Genomic DNA, 18836 nt, shown 5'->3' with positions numbered 1-18836 from the left:
GATGTCCGTACTGACCATCGACGTCGGCACCACGATGATCAAGTCCGTGGTCTTCGACGACCGGGGCCGCGAGATCGCGGTCTCCCGGCTCGCCACCGAAGTGCTCCGCCCGCACCCGGGCCGCGCCGAACAGGACATGGACGCCGTCTGGAACGCCGTCGTCTGCACCGTCCGCAACGCCCTGTCCGAACTCGCCGGCCGCCCCGGCCCGGCCGACCCCGTATGGCTGGTCTCCTTCACCGCCCAGGGGGACGGCGCCTGGCTCGTCGACGACCGCGGCCGCCCCACCGGACCCGCGATCCTGTGGTCCGACGGCCGGGCGGGCGACCTCGTCGGCCAGTGGCAGCGGGACGGCGTCCTGGCGGCCGCGTTCCGCCGCAACGGCTCGCTGACCTGCGCCGGAATGCCCAACGCGATCTTCGCGTGGCTGGCCGGGCACGACCCGGACCGGCTCGCCCGCTCGCACGCCTCGCTCACCGCGGCGGGCTGGCTCTTCCTGCGGCTGACCGGCGTCACGGCCGTCGACGAGTCGGACGCCTCGGCGCCCTTCCTCGACCACGCCACCGGCGCGTACGACCCGTACCTGATCGGCCTCTTCGGCCTGACCGCGTACGAGCGGCTGCTGCCGAAGGTGCTCGGCGAGCACGAGCGGATCGCCGAGATCACCGCCGAGGCGGCCGGACAGCTCGGACTGCCCGCCGGCCTCCCGGTCGTCATGGCACCGTACGACATCGCCGCCACCGCGCGCGGCGTCGGCGTGGTCAACCCCGGCCAGGCGTGCAGCATCCTCGGCACCACCCTGTGCACCGAGATCGTCCGTACGACCGTGGACACCACCGGCGAACCGTCCGGCATCACCATCGCCTACCGCGGCCGCGAGCGCGTCCTGCGCGCCTTCCCGACCCTCAACGGCGCCGAGGTGCTCGGCTGGGCCGCCCGCACCCTGCACCTGTCCGGACCGCCGGAACTGTCGCGGCTCGCCTTCGAGTCCGAGCCGGGCGCGAACGGCCTGATGTTCCTGCCGTACCTCTCCCCGGCGGGCGAGCGAGCCCCGTTCCTCGACGGACACGCCCGCGGCGGATTCTGGGGCCTGTCCCTGGAACACACCCGCGCCGACCTGGCCCGCGCGGTCTTCGACGGCCTCTCGCTCGTCCTCCGTGACTCGCTGGCCGCCTCCCGCACGCACGTCACCGAACTGCGCCTGTGCGGCGGCGGCGCCAACAGCGACGCGTGGTGCGCGCTCATCGCGGACGCGACGGGCGTACCGACCGCCCGCTCCGGCGACACCGAACTCGGCGCCAAGGGCGCCTTCCTCACCGGCCTGGTGCTGTCCGGGGCCGAGTCCAGCATGCACAGCGCCGCCACCAAGTACGTACGGATGCGGACGAGCTGGGAGCCCGACCCGGAGCGCACCGCCCGGTACGCCGAGCTGTACGCGGACTTCCTGCACTGGCGCGACCTCGCCCGCGAGGCGGGCTGGCGTCCCGGATCCGGCCGGAGCACTCACCGCACCGACCGGGTCCCCGACCGGCCGCACCCCATACCCGCACCACCCGGACACCCCGACCGAGGAGCCCCCCACCGTGTCTGACGCCCTGACCGCCGACGCCGTCTGGCTCGGCCTCGACCTCGGCACGCAGAGCGCCCGCTGCGTCGCCGTCGACGGGACCGGACAACTGCTCGCCGCCGCCTCCCGGCCGCTGACCAGCCACCGCGACGGCAGGCGCCACGAGCAGGACCCCGAGCAGTGGTGGAGCGCCCTGTCCGCCGCCTGCCGCGCGGCCCTCGCCGGAATCGACCCGGCCCGGGTGCGCGGCCTGGCGCTCGACGCCACCTCCGGTACGGTCCTCCTCGCCGACGCCGACGGCACCCCGCTCACCCCCGGCCTCATGTACGACGACGGGCGCGCCGCCGACCAGGCGGAAGCCGTCAACGAGGCCGGGGGAGGGGTGTGGCAGGACCTCGGCTACCGCACCATGCAGCCCTCCTGGGCCCTGCCCAAACTGCTCTGGCTGCTACGACAGGACCCCGGCCTCGGCGAGCGGGCCCGGCTGCTGCACCAGCCCGACCTCGTCACCTGGCGGCTGACCGGCCACCAGGTCCCGTCCGACGCCAGCCACGCCCTCAAGACCGGCTACCACCTCACGGAGGAGCGCTGGCCTGCCGCCGAACTCACCCGGCTCGGTGTGCCCGAACGGGTCCTGCCGCAGGTCGTACGGCCCGGAACCGTCCTCGGCACGGTCTGCGCGGCGGCCGCCGCGGCCACCGGCATTCCCGAAGGCACCACCGTCGTCGCCGGGATGACCGACGGCTGCGCCGCCCAGATCGGCGCCGGCGCCCTCGCCCCCGGCGCCTGGAACGCCGTGCTCGGCACCACCCTCGTCCTCAAGGGCACCAGCCCGCACCTGATCCGCGATCCGCACGGCGTCGTCTACTGCCACCGCGGACCGGACGAGAACTGGCTGCCCGGCGGCGCCTCCAGCTCCGGCGCGGGCGTCCTCGCCCGGCACTTCACCCCGGAGCACGGCGACGACCTCGACGCGCTCACCGCACAGGCCGCGCGCGAAGGCCGGGACTGGGACGCGATCACCTACCCCCTCGTGTCGGCGGGCGGCGAGCGCTTCCCCTTCCGCGCGCCCGACGCCGAACCGTTCACCCTCGGCGATGCCCCCACCCGCGCCCAGGAGTTCCACGCCTGCCTGCTCGGCGTCGCCTGCGTCGAACGCCTCTGCTTCGACTACCTCGACCACCTCGGCGCCCCCGTCGACGGACCGCTCACCTTCACCGGCGGCGGCGCCCGCAACGCCTACTGGTCGCAGCTCCGCGCCGACCTGCTCGGCCGCCCCGTCCACCTGCCCGAACAGGCCGAAGGCGCGCTCGGCATGGCCGTGCTCGCCGCCACCTCCGGCGGCGTCTCCCTCCAGGAGGCCGCCGCCGCCATGGTCCGCACCGGCGCGCCGGTCACGCCCGACCCGGCCCGTACCGCCCGCCTGCTCCCCGCCTACCTCCGCTTCCTCGACGAACTGACCCGCCGTGGCTGGCTCGACCAGACCGTGGCCGACCACGCCCGCAGGAGGGCCGCACCGTGACCGACCTCATCCTCGTACGCCACGGCGAGACCGAATGGCATGCCGAGAACCGCTACGCCGGCCTCACCGACGTGGCACTGACCGGACGCGGTGAGGAGCAGGCGGCGGCCCTCGCCGACTGGGCCGCCACCGCCCGCCTGGACGCCGTCTGGTGCTCCCCGCTGTCCCGCGCCCGGTGCACCGCAGCGCCCGCCGCCGCGGCCTGCGGCCTGACCCCGCACGTCGACGCACGCCTCTACGAAGTGGACTTCGGCCGCGGTGAGGGCCTGACCAAGGCCGAGATGCGCCGCCGCTTCCCGGACGCGCTGGAGGCGTTCCTCGCCGACCCGGTCGGCCACCACCTGCCCGGGGGCGAGGACCCCCGCGCCGCCGCCCTGCGCGCCGCCGACTGCCTCGCCGACATCGCCCGCGCCCACCCGGACGGCCGGGTCCTGGTCGTCGCCCACTCCACCCTCGTCCGGGTCCTCCTCTGCCACCTGCTGGGCATCCCGCTCACCGACTACCGGCGGGTCTTCCCGCAACTCCTCAACGGCGCACTGACCGAACTGCGCCTCCGGGACGGCCGGGCCGCACTGCTGCGTCTCAACGCCCCCGCCACGCCTGCGCCGGTCGCCACCGCTCCGCGCTGACCCGCCGTCCGTACGTACGCCGACATCGCACACCCAGGAGAAACACCCCCATGAGCAGCCCCACCGTCCTCGCCGCCGGCAACCACTTCATCCTCCCGAGCCTGCTCACCGAGGCGGTCACCGAGGCCACCGGCGGCACGGTGACCGCCGGGCAGATCCGGGAGCTGCGACTGCCCTGGCCGCACACCCCGCTCGGCAAGGTCGCCGAGGTCGACGAGGCGTCCGGTACGGAGGACCAGCTCATCGAGGCGCTCCAGGGCGTCCGGATCTGCGTCACCGAACACGCCGCCCTCACCGAGCGCATCCTCGCCCACTGCCCGGACCTGGAACTGTTCTGCGTCGGCCGCGGCGGGCCGGTCAACGCCAACCTGGACGCCGCCACCCGGCACGGCGTCGCCGTCTGCTACGCCCCCGGCCGCAACGCCACCGCCACCGCCGAGCACACCCTGACCCTGCTCCTCGCCGCCGCCCGCGGCGTCGGCGACACCCACACCGACCTGCGCCAGGGCATCTGGCGCGGTGACTACTACGACTACGACATGTGCGGCATCGAGATCGAGGGCACCACCGTGGGCCTGGTCGGGTACGGGGCGATCGGCAGCCGGGTCGCCAAGGTGCTGGCCGCCATGGGCGCGCACGTCCTCGTCCACGACCCGTACGCCGCCCCCGAGGCACTGGCCGGCGTCGCCGAACAGGTCGGCCTGGACGACCTGCTGCGCCGCTCCCGCATCGTCTCCCTGCACGCCCGTCTCACCGAGGAGACCCGCGGCATGATCGGCCGTGCGCAGCTCGCCGCCATGCCGCACGGCTCGGTCCTGGTCAACTGCGCCCGTGGCGCCCTCGTGGACTACGACGCGGTCTGCGACGCGCTGGAGTCCGGGCAGCTCAGGGGCGCCGGCTTCGACGTCTTCCCCGAGGAGCCGGTCCCGGCGGGCTCCCGCCTGCTCGCCGCGCCCGGCGTCGTACTGACCCCGCACATCGCGGGCGGCAGCCGCCAGGTCGCGCACAGGGCGGCCCGCATCGTCGCCGCCGAGGCCGCCCGCTTCCTGCGCGGGGAGCCGCTCGCGCACTGCGCCAATCCGGCGGTGCTGGGCGGCTGACCGGGCCCTTCCGGTACGAGCCTCCCGGTACGACGAAGGGCCGCCCCCAGGTGGGGACGGCCCTTCATCCGTAGGTGCCTACCGGCGCCGGACCAGCGGGAACGGCAGCGTCTCGCGGATCGACAGACCGGTGAGGAACATGACCAGCCGGTCCACGCCGATGCCCAGACCACCGGTCGGCGGCATGGCGTATTCGAGGGCCTGGAGGAAGTCCTCGTCCAGTTCCATCGCCTCCGGGTCGCCGCCCGCCGCCAGCAGCGACTGGGCGGTCAGCCGGCGGCGCTGCTCGACCGGGTCGGTCAGCTCGGAGTAGGCGGTGCCCAGCTCCGTGCCGAAGGCGACCAGGTCCCAGCGCTCGGCGAGCCGCGGGTCCTTGCGGTGCTGGCGGGTCAGCGGCGAGACGTCGGTGGGGAAGTCCTTGTAGAAGGTGGGCAGCGTGGTCTTCTCCTCGACCAGCCGCTCGTACATCTCCAGGACGACGTCACCGCGGCCCATCTCGGGCTTCACCGGCACCCCGGACCGCTGGCACAGGCGGCGCAGCACGTCCGGATTCGTGTCCGCGTCGACCTCCTCGCCCAGCGCCTCGGAGATCGCGCCGTACACCGTCTTGACCGGCCAGATGCCCGAGATGTCGTGCTCGACGAGCTTGCCGTTCGCGTCCGCCTTGCGGGCGGTGGCGCTGCCGAAGGCGGAGACGGCGGCGCCCTGGATCAGCTCGCGGGTCAGGTCGAGCATCACGTCGTAGTCGGCGAACGCCTGGTACGCCTCCAGCATCGTGAACTCGGGGTTGTGCTTGTAGGAGATGCCCTCGTTGCGGAACGTGCGTCCCATCTCGAAGACCTTCTCCATACCGCCCACGCACAGCCGCTTCAGGTACAGCTCGGGCGCGATGCGCAGGTACAGATCGAGGTCGTAGGCGTTGATGTGGGTCTGGAAGGGACGCGCGTTGGCGCCGCCGTGGATCTGCTGGAGCATCGGCGTCTCGACTTCGAGGTAGCCGCGCTCGATCAGGCCCTGGCGCAGCGCCTGCACCGCGGTGCTGCGGGCCCGCAGGTTGTCCCGTGAGTCCGGCGAGACGACCAGGTCCACGTAGCGCTGGCGGACCTTGGCCTCCGGGTCGGTCAGGCCGCGCCGCTTGTCGGGCAGCGGACGCAGGCACTTGGCCGTCAGCCGCCAGTGGGTGACGAAGACCGTCAGCTCACCGCGGTCGCTCGCGCCGACCTCGCCCTCGGCCTCGATGTGGTCGCCCAGGTCGATGTCGCCGGCGAACCGCGCCAGCTCCTCGGCGCCGGTGCCCTCACGGGTCAGCACGATCTGGAGGTCGCCCGACCAGTCGCGCAGCACGGCGAACAGCACACCGCCGTGGTCACGGGTGAGCAGCACCCGGCCGGCGATCCGTACGACCTTGCCGGTGTGCGTACCGGACTCCAGGTCCGGGTGCTCCTCGCGGACGGCACCGAGCGTGTGGGTGCGCTCCACACCGACCGGGTACGGGTCGGTGCCCTCCGTACGCAGCCGCTCCAGCTTGCGGTGCCGGATGCGGACCTGCTCCGGCAGCGCCGCCAGCTCCCGCTCGCGCAGCTCCTCCTCGCTCGCCGGGGGCTTCTCCACCAGGCCCAGCTCGTCCAGGGACGGCAGGTCGGCGGTGCTGGCGGGGGCGAGCACCCGCTTCTTGTGGCCCTTGCCCCACAGCTTGCCCAGGCTCGGTACGGCCACGAAGCCCTCGGCGATGCCGGAGGCCAGGCCGATACGGGCCAGGGCGCCGGTGTCCGCGTAGCACAGGAAGCGCGGGTACCACTCGGGCGCGTACTTGGCGTTGGAGCGGTACAGCGCTTCCAGCTGCCACCACTTGGAGAAGAACAGCAGCAGCTTGCGCCACACCTTCAGCACCGGACCGGCGCCGATCCGGGCGCCCTCCTCGAAGGCGGAGCGGAAGACCGCGAAGTTCAGCGAGATCCGGCGGACACCGATCTGTCCGGCGTGCGCGCACAACTGGGCGACCATGTACTCCATCACGCCGTTGGGCGCGCTGCGGTCGCGGCGCATCACGTCCAGCGAGATGCCGTCCTTGCCCCACGGTACGAACGACAGCAGGGCCATCATGTTGCCGTCGCCGTCGAACGCCTCGGCCAGCAGGCAGTCGCCGTCCTCGGGGTCGCCGAGCCGGTCCAGCGCCATCGAGAAGCCGCGCTCGGTCTCGGTGTCGCGCCAGGCGTCCGCCCGGTGGATGACCTCCTGCATCTCCGCGTCGGACAGCTCGGAGTGCCGGCGGACCCGGAAGGTGGCGCCGGTGCGCTCGACGCGGTTGACGGCCTGGCGCGTCACCCGCATCTCGCGGCCGTCCAGGTCGAAGTCCTTGACGTGCAGGATCGCCTCGTCGCCGAGCTGCAGCGCGCTCAGACCGCTGCGCGCGAACGCCTTGGCGCCGTCCTCGCTGGCGCCCATGACGGCGGGCTGCCAGCCGTAGCGTCCGGCGACCTTGAGCCACTCCTCGATGGCCGGGCCCCACGCCTCGCGGTCACCGACCGGGTCACCGCTGGCCAGGCAGACGCCGGCCTCCACACGGTAGGTGACGGCGGCCTTGCCGCTGGGGGAGAAGACCACGGCCTTGTCCCGGCGGGTGGCGAAGTAGCCGAGCGAGTCCCGGCCGCCGTAACGGGCCAGCAGCGCCCGGATACGGGTCTCCTCGTCACCGTGGAGCGCGGCCTCCATGCGCTGCGACCGGAAGAGCACCCGGGCCGCGTTCAGCAGCGCCACCGCGCCGAACAGGCCGAGCAGGAAGATGATCCAGTGCGGCGGGTGGCCGTGGAACTGGTGGTTGCTGAGCAGACCGCCGCAGACCCGGTCGGCCGCCCACAGCAGCCGGCTGTCGGCGCCGCGCTCCAGGCTGCCCGGGAACAGCGACACCAGGCCCCAGCCGACGAGGATCGAGACGACCAGGCCCGCGACCAGCACCCCGGCGGCGCGCCAGAACGCGCCGCGGCGGGTGATCGCGTAGAACTCGCGGCGCGCGACCAGCAGCAGGACCAGCGCGGCCGTGCACAGCACCAGGGAGAAGTAGTACTCCGGGTAGCCGTCGATCACGAAGATCGCGTCGGTCAGGGTCACCAGCACCATGTAGACGACGGCGAACCACAGGGCGACCCGTTTGCGCGCGGTCAGGGCCGCGGCCAGCAGGGAGAGGAAGACCGCGTACGCGAGGTTCGGTTCGACCACGATGGTCAGGGTGTCCAGCCATTGGATGACCGGTTTGAGGGCGCGTCGCAGCGGCCCGATCAGCGCCGTGACGGCGCAGAACAGCCCCAGAAGGCTGAAGAAGATGGCAAAGCCGTTGGGCACGCGGCGGCGAAAACGCGCCCACGCCGTTATTTGGTCCTGGTCCTGCACGGTGCTCATTCCGTCACACTAGGCTCTGTAAGGGGTCAGCTGCTCGATGGAAGGGCGCTCTTCTTCTGCCACTGGGGCCAGTCGACCATCCAGTCCCCGAGTCCGTTGTTCTCGGCCGCCCTCCCTCGTTCGGAGGAACCGGTGACCTCGAACGGGTCACCGACGCGGACCTTGGAGTAAAGCCAGTCGGCGTCGGCGTCGGTCAGCCCGATGCAGCCGGAACTGTCGTTCACCCGGCCCACCTTGCCGGCGTTCCACGGCGCCGCGTGCGCGTAGGTGCCGGAGCTGGTGAGCTTCATGGCGTCGCGGACCGTCTTCTCGTACGCGTCGCCCAGCCCCACGGTCCCGGAGTTCATGGTGATCGTGCCCTCCTTCGCCATGAGCGGGAAGATGCCTGTCCAGGTGGAGTGCCGCGGGTCCGGCCGGCCGGCGGAGAAGGGGATGTTCTTCACCTCCTTTCCGTTCTCGGTGAACGTCAGGCGCTTGCTGTCCAGGTCGACCGTGATCACATGGCTGTCGCCGATGGTGAAGTTCAGGTCGTAGTCCTTGGCGAAGTAGCGGCCGCCGCCGGAGTCCACGCCGTTCAGACCGGCGCGCAGCCCGACCTTGGTGCCCGGCCGCCAGTACTCCTTTGGCCGCCAGTCCACCCGGTCCTTGCCGGAGAAGTCCTTGACCCAGCCCCACGCACCGGTCGTGCCGTTGTCGGTGGTGACCTTCAGGTGCCGCTCCACGGCGGCCTTGTCGGTCACCGGGAAGTCGAAGGTGATCGAGACGGGCTGCGCCACGCCGACGGTGGCGCCCTGCGAGCCGGGGCTCAGCACGAGCTTGTTCAGCTTGTCGGCCTGGGCGGTGGTCAGCGACTCCTTGACCGTGTTCGTGCCGCCCTGCGCGTTCCGGGCCTCGGCCGCGACCGAGTACCTGGTGTCCGGGACGGTCGGCTCGTGGGAGGTCCACACCCGGCCGCCGTCGCCCAGCCCGCCGGCCAGCCGACGGCCCTTCGGGTCGGTCACGACGACCTTGACCAGGTGGCCGCCCTCCGCGCTGACCTGAAGCTTGTCCCCGGCCTGCACCGTCTTCACACCGTTGGCCGCGCTCAGCGACACCCGTACCGGAGCGCCCTTGGACGCGGACGCCGCGGGGCCTCCGCAGGCGGTCAGCGCACCGATGCCGAACAGGGGCACCAGGGCCAGCACGGCCCGCGCACGGCGCGGCGTGCGGCGGCGGTGCGGGACGGGGGCAGGGGTCATCTAAGGGCTTTCTGTGCAGCGGTCCGGCGGATGTCGGCCGCTAAGACGCGAACCACCGGTATTTCGTTGCGGTGCGTGACGTGATACACGACACATCACGCCACCGGCGGGCGTCGCGCCCGCACGCCGGCGTGGTCCGTGGTCCGCGTCTGCGCTGTGCCGCCTCGCCGGCTCCCTCCCGACCCGTCGCCCCTGCACCGTTGACGACGGCACCGCCCGCCCCTACGGTTCCCGCGTGTATCGCTTACGGGCCGCCGCGGCGGCAGCAGCAGCACTTCTCCTCACCCTCACGGCGTGCGGGAACGACGGATCCGGACCGGGCGGCGACGGCCGGGACCGCATCGAGATCGGCGCGCTCTCCATCGTCGACACCGCACCGGTCCACCTCGCCCGGTCGCTCGGGTTCTTCGCCGAGCAGGGCATCGACGCGAAGATCACGGCGGTCCAGGGCGGCGCGTACAGCTCCTCCGGGGTCGTCAGCGGCCAGTTCGATTTCGGCTTCAGCAACACCACCACCCTGCTCACCGCCCGTGAGCAGGGGCTGCCCCTGAAGGCGGTGGCCGGCGGGGTGGCCTCCACCGGGCAGACCGGCCCCGGCAAGGACTACAGCGCCGTCCTCGTGCCCAAGGGCAGCGCCATCAAGTCGGCCAAGGACCTGCCCGGCCACAAGATCGCCGTCAACCAGCTGAAGAACATCGGCGACACCACGATCCGCGCCGCCGTGCGCCGGGCCGGCGGCGACCCCGAGAAGCTGGAATTCACCGAGATCCCGCTCACCGACATGCCCGCCGCCCTCGCCGCCGGGCGGGTGGACGCCATCTGGACCGTGGAGCCCTTCCAGACGCAGGCCATCGACCAGGGCGCCCACGAGGTGTGCTGGCCCTTCGCCGAAGCCACCGACAACCTCACCGTCGCCATGTACTTCACCAGCGAGAAACTGCTCCGCGAGAAACCGGACCTGGTCAAGCGCTTCACCGCCGCGATCAACCGGGCGCTGGCGCACGCCCGGGCGCACCCCGAGGCGGTACGCGAGGAACTCGGCAAATACACCAGGATCCCGCCCGCGGTCATCCGGCGGATCGTGCTGCCCAAGTGGCCCACCGAGATCAACCGCCCGTCCGTGCAGGCCATCGCCGACTTCGCCCGCAAGGACGGTGTCCTCTCACGGCCCGCCGACGTCGGCGCGCTGCTGCCGTGACCCGCCGAGGCGCACGCGCCGGGGCGCCGCTGAGCGCGCCACGCGCCGCCGGTCTCGGCCTCGTGGGCCTGGCCTGTCTCTTCGCCGTGGCCGAGGCGGTGCCCCGGCTCGGCCTCGTCGACCCCCGCCACCTGCCGCCCGCCACCGCCGTCCTGCGCCGCCTCGCCACCGAACTGGGCGACGCGACCCTGTGGACCGCGCTCGGCGAGACCCTGCGCTCCTGGGCGCTCGGCCTCGCCATCGCCTGCTGCCTGGCCGTCGCCCTCGGCGTCCTCATCGACGCCGTACCGGGGCTGCGCGCTGCCACCGCCTCGACCATCGAGTTCCTGCGGCCCATCCCGTCCGTGGCCCTGATCCCGCTGGCCACCCTCCTCTTCGGCGCCGAGACCGGATCCACCCTCCTCCTCGTCGTCTACGCCTCCTTCTGGCAGGTGCTCATCCAGGTGCTGTACGGCGTCGCCGACGTGGACCCGGTCGCCCGCGAGACCGCCCGCAGCTACCGCCTCGGCCGCTGGGCCCACCTGCGCCACCTCGTGTGGCCGACGGCCCTGCCGTACGTGCTGACCGGCCTGCGGCTGGCCGCCGCGGTGGCCTTCATCCTCGCCGTCACCGCCGAACTGGTCATCGGCAGCCCCGGGCTGGGGCTGCGCATCCAGCTCGCCCAGTCCGGCGGCGCGGTCACCGAGGTCTACGCGCTGATCGTGCTGGCCGGGCTGGTCGGGGTCACCGTGAACACGGCGGTACGGGCCGTGGAGCGCCGGGTGCTCGCCTGGCACCCGTCCGTGCGGGGCGAGGCGGCACGGTGAGCACGGCGCGTACGGGGCGGGACGAGGGGGGGAGCGCGGCACGCGAGCGTCCTGCCGGGCCGCTGCGGCGCGTGGGCCTGCGCCTGCTGCGCGTCCTGGGCCTGCCGGTCCTGCTGATCCTCGGCTGGTGGGCCTACAGCTCCGCCAGCCCCACCTTCTACCTGCCGACACCCGGCCGGGTCGCCACCGCCTTCGCGAAGGTGTGGTTCTCGGCGCGGATCACCGAGGACGTCCTGCCCAGCGTGGGCCGGCTGCTCACCGGCTACGCCCTCGCGGGCCTGCTGGGCGTCGGCCTCGGCGTCGCCATAGGCTCCTCGCGCACCCTGCGGGCCGCCGCCGAACCCGTACTGGAGTTCTTCCGCGCCGTACCGCCGCCCGTCCTCGTCCCGCTCATCATGCTGCTCGCGGGACTGGACACCGCGATGAAGGTCCTGGTCATCGTCTCCGGCTGTGTGTGGCCCGTGCTGCTCAACACCGTCGAGGGCGTCCGCGCCGTGGACGAGGTGCTCGACGACACCGGCCGCTGCTTCGGGCTGCGCGGGGCCGCCCGGCTGCGCCACCTCGTGCTGCCCGCCGCCGGCCCGCAGATCATGGCGGGCCTGCGGCAGGCCCTGTCGATCGGCATCATCCTCATGGTCATCGGGGAGATGTTCGCCAGCACCTCCGGCCTCGGCCACACCGTCGTCCTCTTCCAGCGGGGCTTCGCCATACCGGAGATGTGGAGCGGCATCGTCGTCCTCGGACTGCTCGGATTCGGTCTCTCGGTCGCCTTCCGGGCCGTCGAACGCCGCATACTGGCGTGGCACTTGGCGCGCGGCGAGGAGCGGGGACGGCATGCTTGAGATCACCGGGCTGGGCAAGGTCTACGAGGGGCGTGGCGGTGTCGAGGCGCTACGGAAGATCGACTTCCGGGTGGCCGACGGCGACCTGGTGTGCGTCGTGGGGCCCTCCGGCTGCGGCAAGACGACCCTGCTCAAGTGCCTCGCCGGGCTGCTGTCGCCGACCACCGGCGAGGTGCGGGTCGCGGGCCGCCGCGTCACCGGCCCGCCGCCCGGCATGGCCGTCGTCTTCCAGGAGTACGGGCGCAGCCTCTTCCCCTGGATGACCGTGCGCAAGAACGTCGAACTTCCGCTGCGCGAGAAGAAGGTGCCCGCGCCACGCCGCCGCGAACTGGTCGAGGAGGCCCTGTCCGCCGTCGGCCTCGCGGGCGCCGCGGTGGCCCACCCGTGGCAGCTCTCCGGCGGCATGCAGCAGCGCGTCGCCATCGCCCGCGCCATCGCGTACGAGCCGCAGGTCCTCCTGATGGACGAGCCGTTCGCCGCCGTCGACGCACAGACCCGGGCGGAGCTGGAGGACCTGCTGCTCACCCTGTGGCGACGGCTGGGAGTGACGACGCTGCTGGTCACCCACGACATCGACGAGGCGGTGTACCTGGGGCGGCGGGTGATCGTCCTGTCCTCGGCGCCCACCGTCGTCCAGGAGGACCTCCCGATCGACCTGCCGGCCGCCCGCGACCAGATCACCACCCGCTCCGCCCCGCGCTTCGCCGAGCTGCGCGCCCATGTCTACGCCCAGATCAAGCAGGCGAAGAACGGCGCGGCGGCAGGGGTGGATCAGGACGCTCCGGTCCGGGCGGCGGAGCAGTCAGGGCCGTAGGGCCCGGCGGGCAACCCGGACCGTGGGCCCTCGGCAAGGCCCCGGACGGGCCGTCCGCCCTCAGCAGGCAAACAGCCGGCCGCACACGACGAAGGCCAGCAGCAGCACCGAGCACAGCACCTCCACGGCACCGACCACCGCGATCCGTATCCGGCGCGTGGGCAGCGCCATCGCCCGTACGAAGAACAGCACGAAAGGCACCGCCAGCCACGGGTCCAGCGAGACGGCGGCCACCACCGCGAGCCCGTGATAGACGGCCGACGCCACGCGGAAGGTCTCGCTCCCGCGCTCGCGAATCATCGTTTTCACGTAGAGCACGGTCCCGGTGAAATACAGCAGACAGGCCGCGGCGGCCTGCCAGGCACGGGAATCGACGGTGCCACTGCCCAGCCGGTACGACACCAGCAGCATTCCGCAGGCGGGCACCACGGCCGCGATTCCGTTGACTGTCGCGCGTTCCTTGTTGCGGTACGCGTAACCGACGTTCACCGCGAAGAAGGGCGCCGCGCAACAAGCCGCGATCAGCAGCCAGGGATGCGCCACCGCGAGCGGTACGGCACATACGGTGAAAGCCGCGCCGAATCCGGTGAGCGGCGCGAGATGGCGGCGCGGCGCCCGTGGATTACGGGACAGGCGGCGCAGCCGGACGAATTGCTGGGCGTGGAACGCGGCACAGTAGGCCAGCAGCCACGCGGGCAGCAGGACGGCGTGCCACCCGTCGAACCCGCCCAGCAGCGCCCCCGCCAGAAAGGGCACGACGAGCATGGCCCAGGCGCCGTGCTGGTTCGGTATCCAGCGGCGGAGGGCGCGCCGTCCCGGCGATGTGCTCATCCCACGAATATAGGCGGTGTGCAAGCCGGTTCGGGCGGCCGGAGGTCCGGGACCAAGGTCCCGCGCGGCGGGGCGGTCCCTTTCCGTACGTCCCCGGCCTCGTCGGCCCTTTCCGTCCGGATTCCCGCTCCCGGAATCCCTCCTGGTTTTCCGCCCGGCCCGGCCCGGGAAATGCGGCCGGTCGCGCCCACTCCTGCCGGTGACCCGTAGTGATCACCTGTATGGCGCACCCGCGAAGACGCGGGAAAAGCGGCGGAATGGGCCACACTGGCGGCCGTTGTCGTCCGTTCGGGCGGCGGGGTGAGGAGGTTCTGTCGTGGCTGTTTCGATCTCGATCGTCGTGCTGCTCGTCGTGCTGACCATCGTCTTCCTGCGCAGCGGACGGCTGAAATTCACGCACGCCCTCGTCTGTATGCTGCTCGGTTTCTATCTGGCGGGCAGCAGCCTGGCGCCCGACATCCACAACGGGCTGTCCGGCGCGGCGGACGTGGTCAGCAGCGTCCGCCCCTGAGCGCGCCGCCGTGCGGCCCGGAGCCGCCGGCTCTCACCCCCGGGTGAACACGCCGATGGCGTTCGGGACCGGTCGTTCCGCGCCCGCCGACGGATGGTTGCGCACGGTCGAGCCGGGACTGCCCGGCTCGCGCGTGACGCATGTCGAGGAGCCGCCGCCGTCCAGGTTGACGGCGTCCCGGGAGCCCAGCCGGTCCATGAGGTCGGCCAGTTCGCGTACCGTCATCCCGGCCCGCCCCGGCGCGCCGTCCAGGGTCAGCAGCAACAGCCGGTGCCCGCCCGCGCCGACGCCGGCGGCGGTCCGTACGGCCGGGGTGACGGTGTCCAGGCCGGCCAGCGGCTCGTCGCCGCGGACGATCGGGAAGCCGCCGACGGCGAAGCGCAGCGGTGCGGGCCGTCTCCCGGTCAGGGCGTGCCCGACCCGTACCCGGTCGCCGACGTGCAGCTTGCGCAGTTGCCGGGCGCCCTCCTCCCGGCCGACCAGCGTCGTCGTCCCGCGGGGGATGCCGCCCCGGCCGGGCACCCGCGCGGCTTCCGTCACCCGGCCCTGCCGGACCGTCAGCTCGTACGTCTCCGTGCTGCACGGCGCGGCCCGGTCGGTGTCCGTGCCGCAGGTCGCCCGGATCCGCGAGGTGGGGCCCCACCGGGACGTGAACGCGCCGATGCCGTTCACCGGCAGCGCGTACTGGTTCAGGCCCTTCAGGGGGAGCGCGCCCGTCGAGGTCAGGACGGCGCCGCGCAGGGACAGCCGGTCCAGCCGCGCGCGGCGGTCGAAGCCCACGCCGATGACGTCCTCGGTGTTCGTCCCGGGCGGCAGGGCGGGGCCGAAGCGCTGGCCGTCGGGCACCGCCGCTTTGAGATGCCGCCCGGAGGCGATGGCCGGGCCCACGGGGGCGCCGGTCGTCTCCACACCGGGATGCTGGGTCTCGCTGATGTTGAAGAAGTCCGCGTTGACGGCGGCCACCGCGGACCGCGCGTCGGCCAGCCGGGAGACCGGGGCCCGCGCGCCGACCACGCCGGGGTACAGCAGGTCCACCGCGACACGCCGGTCGGTCAGATCCACCGTCAGGAGGTGGCCGTGCGCGGTGCCGCGTCCCACCGCGATGTCGAAGGCGCGGTACGTCACTCCGGGCGCGACGCGGACCGCGCGTCCCGACCGGGCGGCGCCGTCCTGCGCGGTGGCCCCGGAGGCCACTCCGCTCCCGGCCAGCACGCCCCACGCCGTGAGCGCCGTCAGCACCGCCCGTGCACGAACGAATCGATTCTTCACGATCCCCCCAGACGTCGCGGTAACGGTCTCACGGGTACGAGGAGCCCACTATGGCCCGGAGGTGTCGGAAAACCGTACAACCGCCGTACGGCCGTCGTGTCGCCTCCGCCACCCGGGTACGTGGGCCCGCCTGCGTGGCCGGGACGCGTGGTGTGCGCCTTCGCCACTTGCGTACCTCGTGTCATCTCTGTTCCCTCTGTCCCCCGGACGCAGGAACCGCTCCACCGCTCCAGGGGCGTGGCCACGGCCCTGGACCGGCGGAGCGGGAAGCTGACGGGGACGGAAGGGGACGGAACGCGTGCGGGGCCGCGCCGGTGCGGTGCCCTTGAGGGAAGGCGGTCCTGCCGTGCGGAACGCGCGGGTGGTGCGGCCCGGTCAGGCCTGTGCGCCCGCCGGGGGAGTGGCCGGGCAGATCACGCGGGTGGCGGGGGTGAAGTAGGTGCCGTCCTTGGCGGGCTGGCCACCGGCGAACTCGGTGTAGATGTAGGAGTAGAAGGCGACGTCCGGGTAGCCGCAGGAGGAGTCGGCGCCGATGGTGTAGGTCATGGTGACCGTACGGGTGGCGCCGGGGGCGATCGGCACGGCGTAGGAGGCGCCCTGGCCGGCGGTGCAGGTCACGCCGGGGTCGGCAGTACAGGTCTTCCAGGTGTACTTCAGGCCGCTCGCGGACGAGGTCTCCCACGTGGGCTGGAACGACTGCCACACGAACCGCACGTCGGCGGTGCCGGTGTTGGTGAACGTCATGGTCACGGTGACGTCCGAGCCGGGGGTGGCCTGCGTCTTGTCCACGGTGAAGGCGAGCGTCGGGGTGTCGGCGGCGGACGCCGGGGAGGCGCCGGCCAGGCCGAGGACGGAGACGACGAGGGCGAGGAGGGCGGCGAGACCGGCCCTGCTGAAGCTGCTCATTGTTCTGCGCATGACCAGGGAGCGTAAGGCGTGATCCGCTCTTCGGGGTGGTTCCGGGAGAACCTGTTCTTTCGACCGAAAAGGTCGGGCCACCTCCCAAATGGACTCCACGCGGCCGGAATTGCGCGAAGCGGCCGGAATCGGGTGCAGAGGGCCGCCCGGTTCCTTCCGGTCGTCGCGAGGACCGTGAGCCGCCCGGCGAGGTCCGTCGGGCGGCGCGCCGAGAGAGGCCGGCGGGTACGGCCGGGCGGAGAGGCAGCGGTAGGGCGGGCGCGTGCGGCGGCGCGTGATGGCCCGTCGGAGGCGCCGGTGTCCGCGCGCCCGCGGACACCGGCGGCGTCGAGCGGCTGCCGTGTCCCGTTTCCGGCCAGGCCGTGTCCGCGTACCGGTACGCGCCTGGCGACGCCCGGCCTGGCGTGAAGCAGCCGCCCCGGGGCGGCGCACGACGCGGCTCAGGGCGCCGCAGGCCCCGCAGCCTCTGCCGACACATGGTCAACGGCCCGCCGTACAGCATGGTTCCCGCCCCGGTGCACGGGTCGCGGAGCGGTCCGCGAAGCCGGGCCGCACCGGCGCGGCCCGGCTGGAGGCACACGCGCTCCGCCCGCTGCTCCGGCGCCATCGGCCATGGGTGCGGGAGCAGCGGGCGGCGGCCGGCCGGAGCTGCGGTCCGGCCGGCCCGAGGCGCGGTCTGTTGCCGGCTGGGGCGCGGGCCGGTGCCGGCGGGTGGCGTGCGGCCTAGTGCCCGATCTCCACGTCCTCCAGGACGCCCAGCGCGTCCGGCACCAGTACGGCCGCCGAATAGTAGGCGCTGACCAGGTAGTTGATGACCGCCTGTTCGTTGATCCCCATGAAGCGGACCGACAGGCCGGGCTGGTACTCGTCCGGGATGCCCGTCTGGTGCAGCCCCACCACGCCCTGGTTCTCCTCGCCCACCCGCATGGCGATGACCGAGCTGGTCTGGTCGGGATTGATCGGGATCTTGTTGCACGGCAGCAGCGGGATGCCGCGCCAGGCGCGGACGGCCGTGCCGCCGATCTCCATGCCGGTGGGGTAGATGCCGCGGGCGTTCCACTCCCGGCCGATCGCCGCGATGGTGCGCGGGTGCGCCAGCAGGTACTGGGTCTTGCGGCGCCGCGAGATCAGTTCGTCCAGGTCGTCGGGGGTGGGCGGGCCGCTGCGGGTGTGGATGCGCTGCTTGAGGTCGGCGTTGTGCAGCAGGCCGAACTCGCGGTTGTTGACCATCTCGTGCTCCTGGCGCTCGCGCAGCGCCTCGATGGTCAGCCGCAACTGCTGGTCCAGTTGGTTCATCGGGTCGTTGTAGAGGTCGGCGACCCGGGTGTGGATCTTCAGCACGGTCTGCGCGACGCTCAGTTCGTACTCCCGCGGCGCCAGCTCGTAGTCGACGAAGGTGCCCGGCAGCGCGGGCTCGCCGGCATGGCCCGAGGTGACGTCGATGGCCGCCTCGCCGTGCTTGTTCTGCGGCGGGACCTGGGCCGTGCGGAAGCGCTCCAGGTGGTCGCGCAGCGCGGGGGAGCGGTCCGCGAGCTGTTCGTACTCGCTGCGGGGCAGCGTCAGTACGGTCACCCGTGTCACGGCCCGTACCGAGTGCTCCCAGGTCGCGTCCGGCGACAGCAGCGCCGCCTCGCCCAGGTGGTCGCCGTCCGCGAGCACGCCCAGGACCGTTTCGTCACCGTACTTGCCGGCGCCGATCCGGTTCAGCTTGCCGTGCGCGATCAGCACGACCCGGTCGGCCGGCGCTCCCCGCTCGGCCAGTACGTCGCCGGGCGCGTGCTCCTCCTGGACGAACCGGTCGGCCAGCGCCTCCAGCGCCGACGGGTCGTCGAAGTCGCGCAGCGGCGGCAGCTCCCGCAGCTCCGCGGGGATGACCCGGACGTCGGAACCGGTGCTGGTGAACTCGACCCGGCCGTCCCCGAGGGTGTGGGTCAGGCGCCGGTTGACGCGGTACGTACCGCCGGAGACCTGGGTCCAGGGCAGCACGCGCAGCAGCCAGCGGGAGGAGATCCCCTGCATCTGCGGCACGGTCTTGGTCGTGGTGGCCAGATTGCGTGCCGCGGCTGTCGCCAGGCTGGTGCGCGCCTGGTCGGTGTCCGGGGTGGCGCCGGGTCCGGACGTCGGGTCCGCCGGTGTGGTCATGGGGGGTCTCACCTGTTCCTGTCGGTCGTGCGGCGTCGTGCGTCATTTCTCGG

The 18836-nt window shown here is 72.9% G+C and carries 15 protein-coding genes; 9 read left to right on the top strand and 6 right to left on the bottom strand.

The genetic code is table 11. The annotated features are described in order from the left end of the window. Position 1 precedes the first annotated feature (1 nt). The 4 genes from AB0A97_RS11515 to AB0A97_RS11500 are packed head-to-tail and all read left to right on the top strand — an operon-like array spanning position 2 to position 4818. Positions 2-1591: an FGGY-family carbohydrate kinase gene (locus AB0A97_RS11515; protein ID WP_361147833.1), complete on the top strand. Its 1590-nt coding sequence runs from the start codon at positions 2-4 to the stop codon at positions 1589-1591. Continuing rightward, the gene (locus AB0A97_RS11510; protein WP_361147831.1) at positions 1584-3089 is read left to right on the top strand and encodes an FGGY family carbohydrate kinase; all 1506 of its coding nucleotides are present in this window, start codon (positions 1584-1586) and stop codon (positions 3087-3089) included. Before AB0A97_RS11515 ends, AB0A97_RS11510 begins: the two co-directional genes overlap by 8 nt. Further along, positions 3086-3718, top strand: a complete 633-nt coding sequence (locus tag AB0A97_RS11505) for a histidine phosphatase family protein (RefSeq protein ID WP_361147829.1) — start codon at positions 3086-3088, stop codon at positions 3716-3718. The genes AB0A97_RS11510 and AB0A97_RS11505 overlap by 4 nt, the downstream gene beginning before the upstream one ends. A 50-nt stretch (positions 3719-3768) precedes the next feature. Then, a complete protein-coding gene (locus AB0A97_RS11500; protein ID WP_361147827.1) occupies positions 3769-4818 on the top strand; it encodes a 2-hydroxyacid dehydrogenase in 1050 nt (349 codons plus the stop codon). A gap of 78 nt (positions 4819-4896) precedes the next feature. On the opposite strand, the gene lysX is transcribed toward AB0A97_RS11500, so the two are convergent. Together lysX and AB0A97_RS11490 are read right to left on the bottom strand one after the other, a co-directional pair. Beyond that, positions 4897-8214, bottom strand: coding sequence for a bifunctional lysylphosphatidylglycerol synthetase/lysine--tRNA ligase LysX (gene lysX, locus AB0A97_RS11495; RefSeq protein WP_361147826.1), 3318 nt, complete (start codon positions 8212-8214; stop codon positions 4897-4899). Positions 8215-8240: 26 nt separating this feature from the next. After that, a complete protein-coding gene (locus AB0A97_RS11490) occupies positions 8241-9452 on the bottom strand; it encodes an Ig-like domain-containing protein (protein ID WP_361147824.1) in 1212 nt (403 codons plus the stop codon). 235 nt (positions 9453-9687) lie between these two features. On the opposite strand from AB0A97_RS11490, the gene AB0A97_RS11485 reads away from it, so the two are divergent. From AB0A97_RS11485 to AB0A97_RS11470, 4 genes are all read left to right on the top strand, one after another. Continuing rightward, a complete protein-coding gene (locus AB0A97_RS11485; RefSeq protein WP_361147822.1) occupies positions 9688-10650 on the top strand; it encodes an ABC transporter substrate-binding protein in 963 nt (320 codons plus the stop codon). A 29-nt stretch (positions 10651-10679) separates the two neighbouring features. Further along, positions 10680-11456: an ABC transporter permease gene (locus tag AB0A97_RS11480; protein ID WP_361148762.1), complete on the top strand. Its 777-nt coding sequence runs from the start codon at positions 10680-10682 to the stop codon at positions 11454-11456. A gap of 77 nt (positions 11457-11533) precedes the next feature. After that, positions 11534-12298, top strand: coding sequence for an ABC transporter permease (locus AB0A97_RS11475; RefSeq protein ID WP_361148760.1), 765 nt, complete (start codon positions 11534-11536; stop codon positions 12296-12298). Beyond that, the gene (locus tag AB0A97_RS11470; protein ID WP_361147820.1) at positions 12291-13112 is read left to right on the top strand and encodes an ABC transporter ATP-binding protein; all 822 of its coding nucleotides are present in this window, start codon (positions 12291-12293) and stop codon (positions 13110-13112) included. The genes AB0A97_RS11475 and AB0A97_RS11470 overlap by 8 nt, the downstream gene beginning before the upstream one ends. Positions 13113-13172: 60 nt before the next feature. Here AB0A97_RS11470 and AB0A97_RS11465 read toward each other — a convergent pair whose 3' ends face one another. Further along, a complete protein-coding gene (locus tag AB0A97_RS11465) occupies positions 13173-13943 on the bottom strand; it encodes a YwiC-like family protein (RefSeq protein WP_361147818.1) in 771 nt (256 codons plus the stop codon). A 316-nt stretch (positions 13944-14259) separates the two neighbouring features. Here AB0A97_RS11465 and AB0A97_RS11460 point away from each other — a divergent pair, with 316 nt between their 5' ends. Beyond that, positions 14260-14454 carry a hypothetical protein gene (locus AB0A97_RS11460; protein WP_361147816.1) on the top strand — a complete coding sequence of 65 codons (195 nt, stop codon included), beginning with the start codon at positions 14260-14262 and terminating at the stop codon, positions 14452-14454. Between the two features lie 33 nt (positions 14455-14487). Here AB0A97_RS11460 and AB0A97_RS11455 read toward each other — a convergent pair whose 3' ends face one another. From AB0A97_RS11455 to AB0A97_RS11445, 3 genes are all read right to left on the bottom strand, one after another. Further along, complete coding sequence (locus tag AB0A97_RS11455; protein WP_361147814.1) at positions 14488-15723, bottom strand: phosphodiester glycosidase family protein; 1236 nt, start codon at positions 15721-15723, stop codon at positions 14488-14490. A gap of 375 nt (positions 15724-16098) precedes the next feature. Further along, entirely contained in the window at positions 16099-16641 is a 543-nt protein-coding gene (locus AB0A97_RS11450) for a hypothetical protein (protein WP_361147812.1), read from the bottom strand. A 723-nt stretch (positions 16642-17364) separates the two neighbouring features. Then, positions 17365-18783 carry a family 2B encapsulin nanocompartment shell protein gene (locus tag AB0A97_RS11445; protein ID WP_361147810.1) on the bottom strand — a complete coding sequence of 473 codons (1419 nt, stop codon included), beginning with the start codon at positions 18781-18783 and terminating at the stop codon, positions 17365-17367. Positions 18784-18836: the final 53 nt, after the last annotated feature.

This window comes from Streptomyces sp. NPDC045470, from assembly GCF_040646595.1.
Taxonomy (GTDB): Bacteria; Actinomycetota; Actinomycetes; order Streptomycetales; family Streptomycetaceae; genus Streptomyces.
This window is presented reverse-complemented; position numbering and strand designations above follow the sequence as displayed.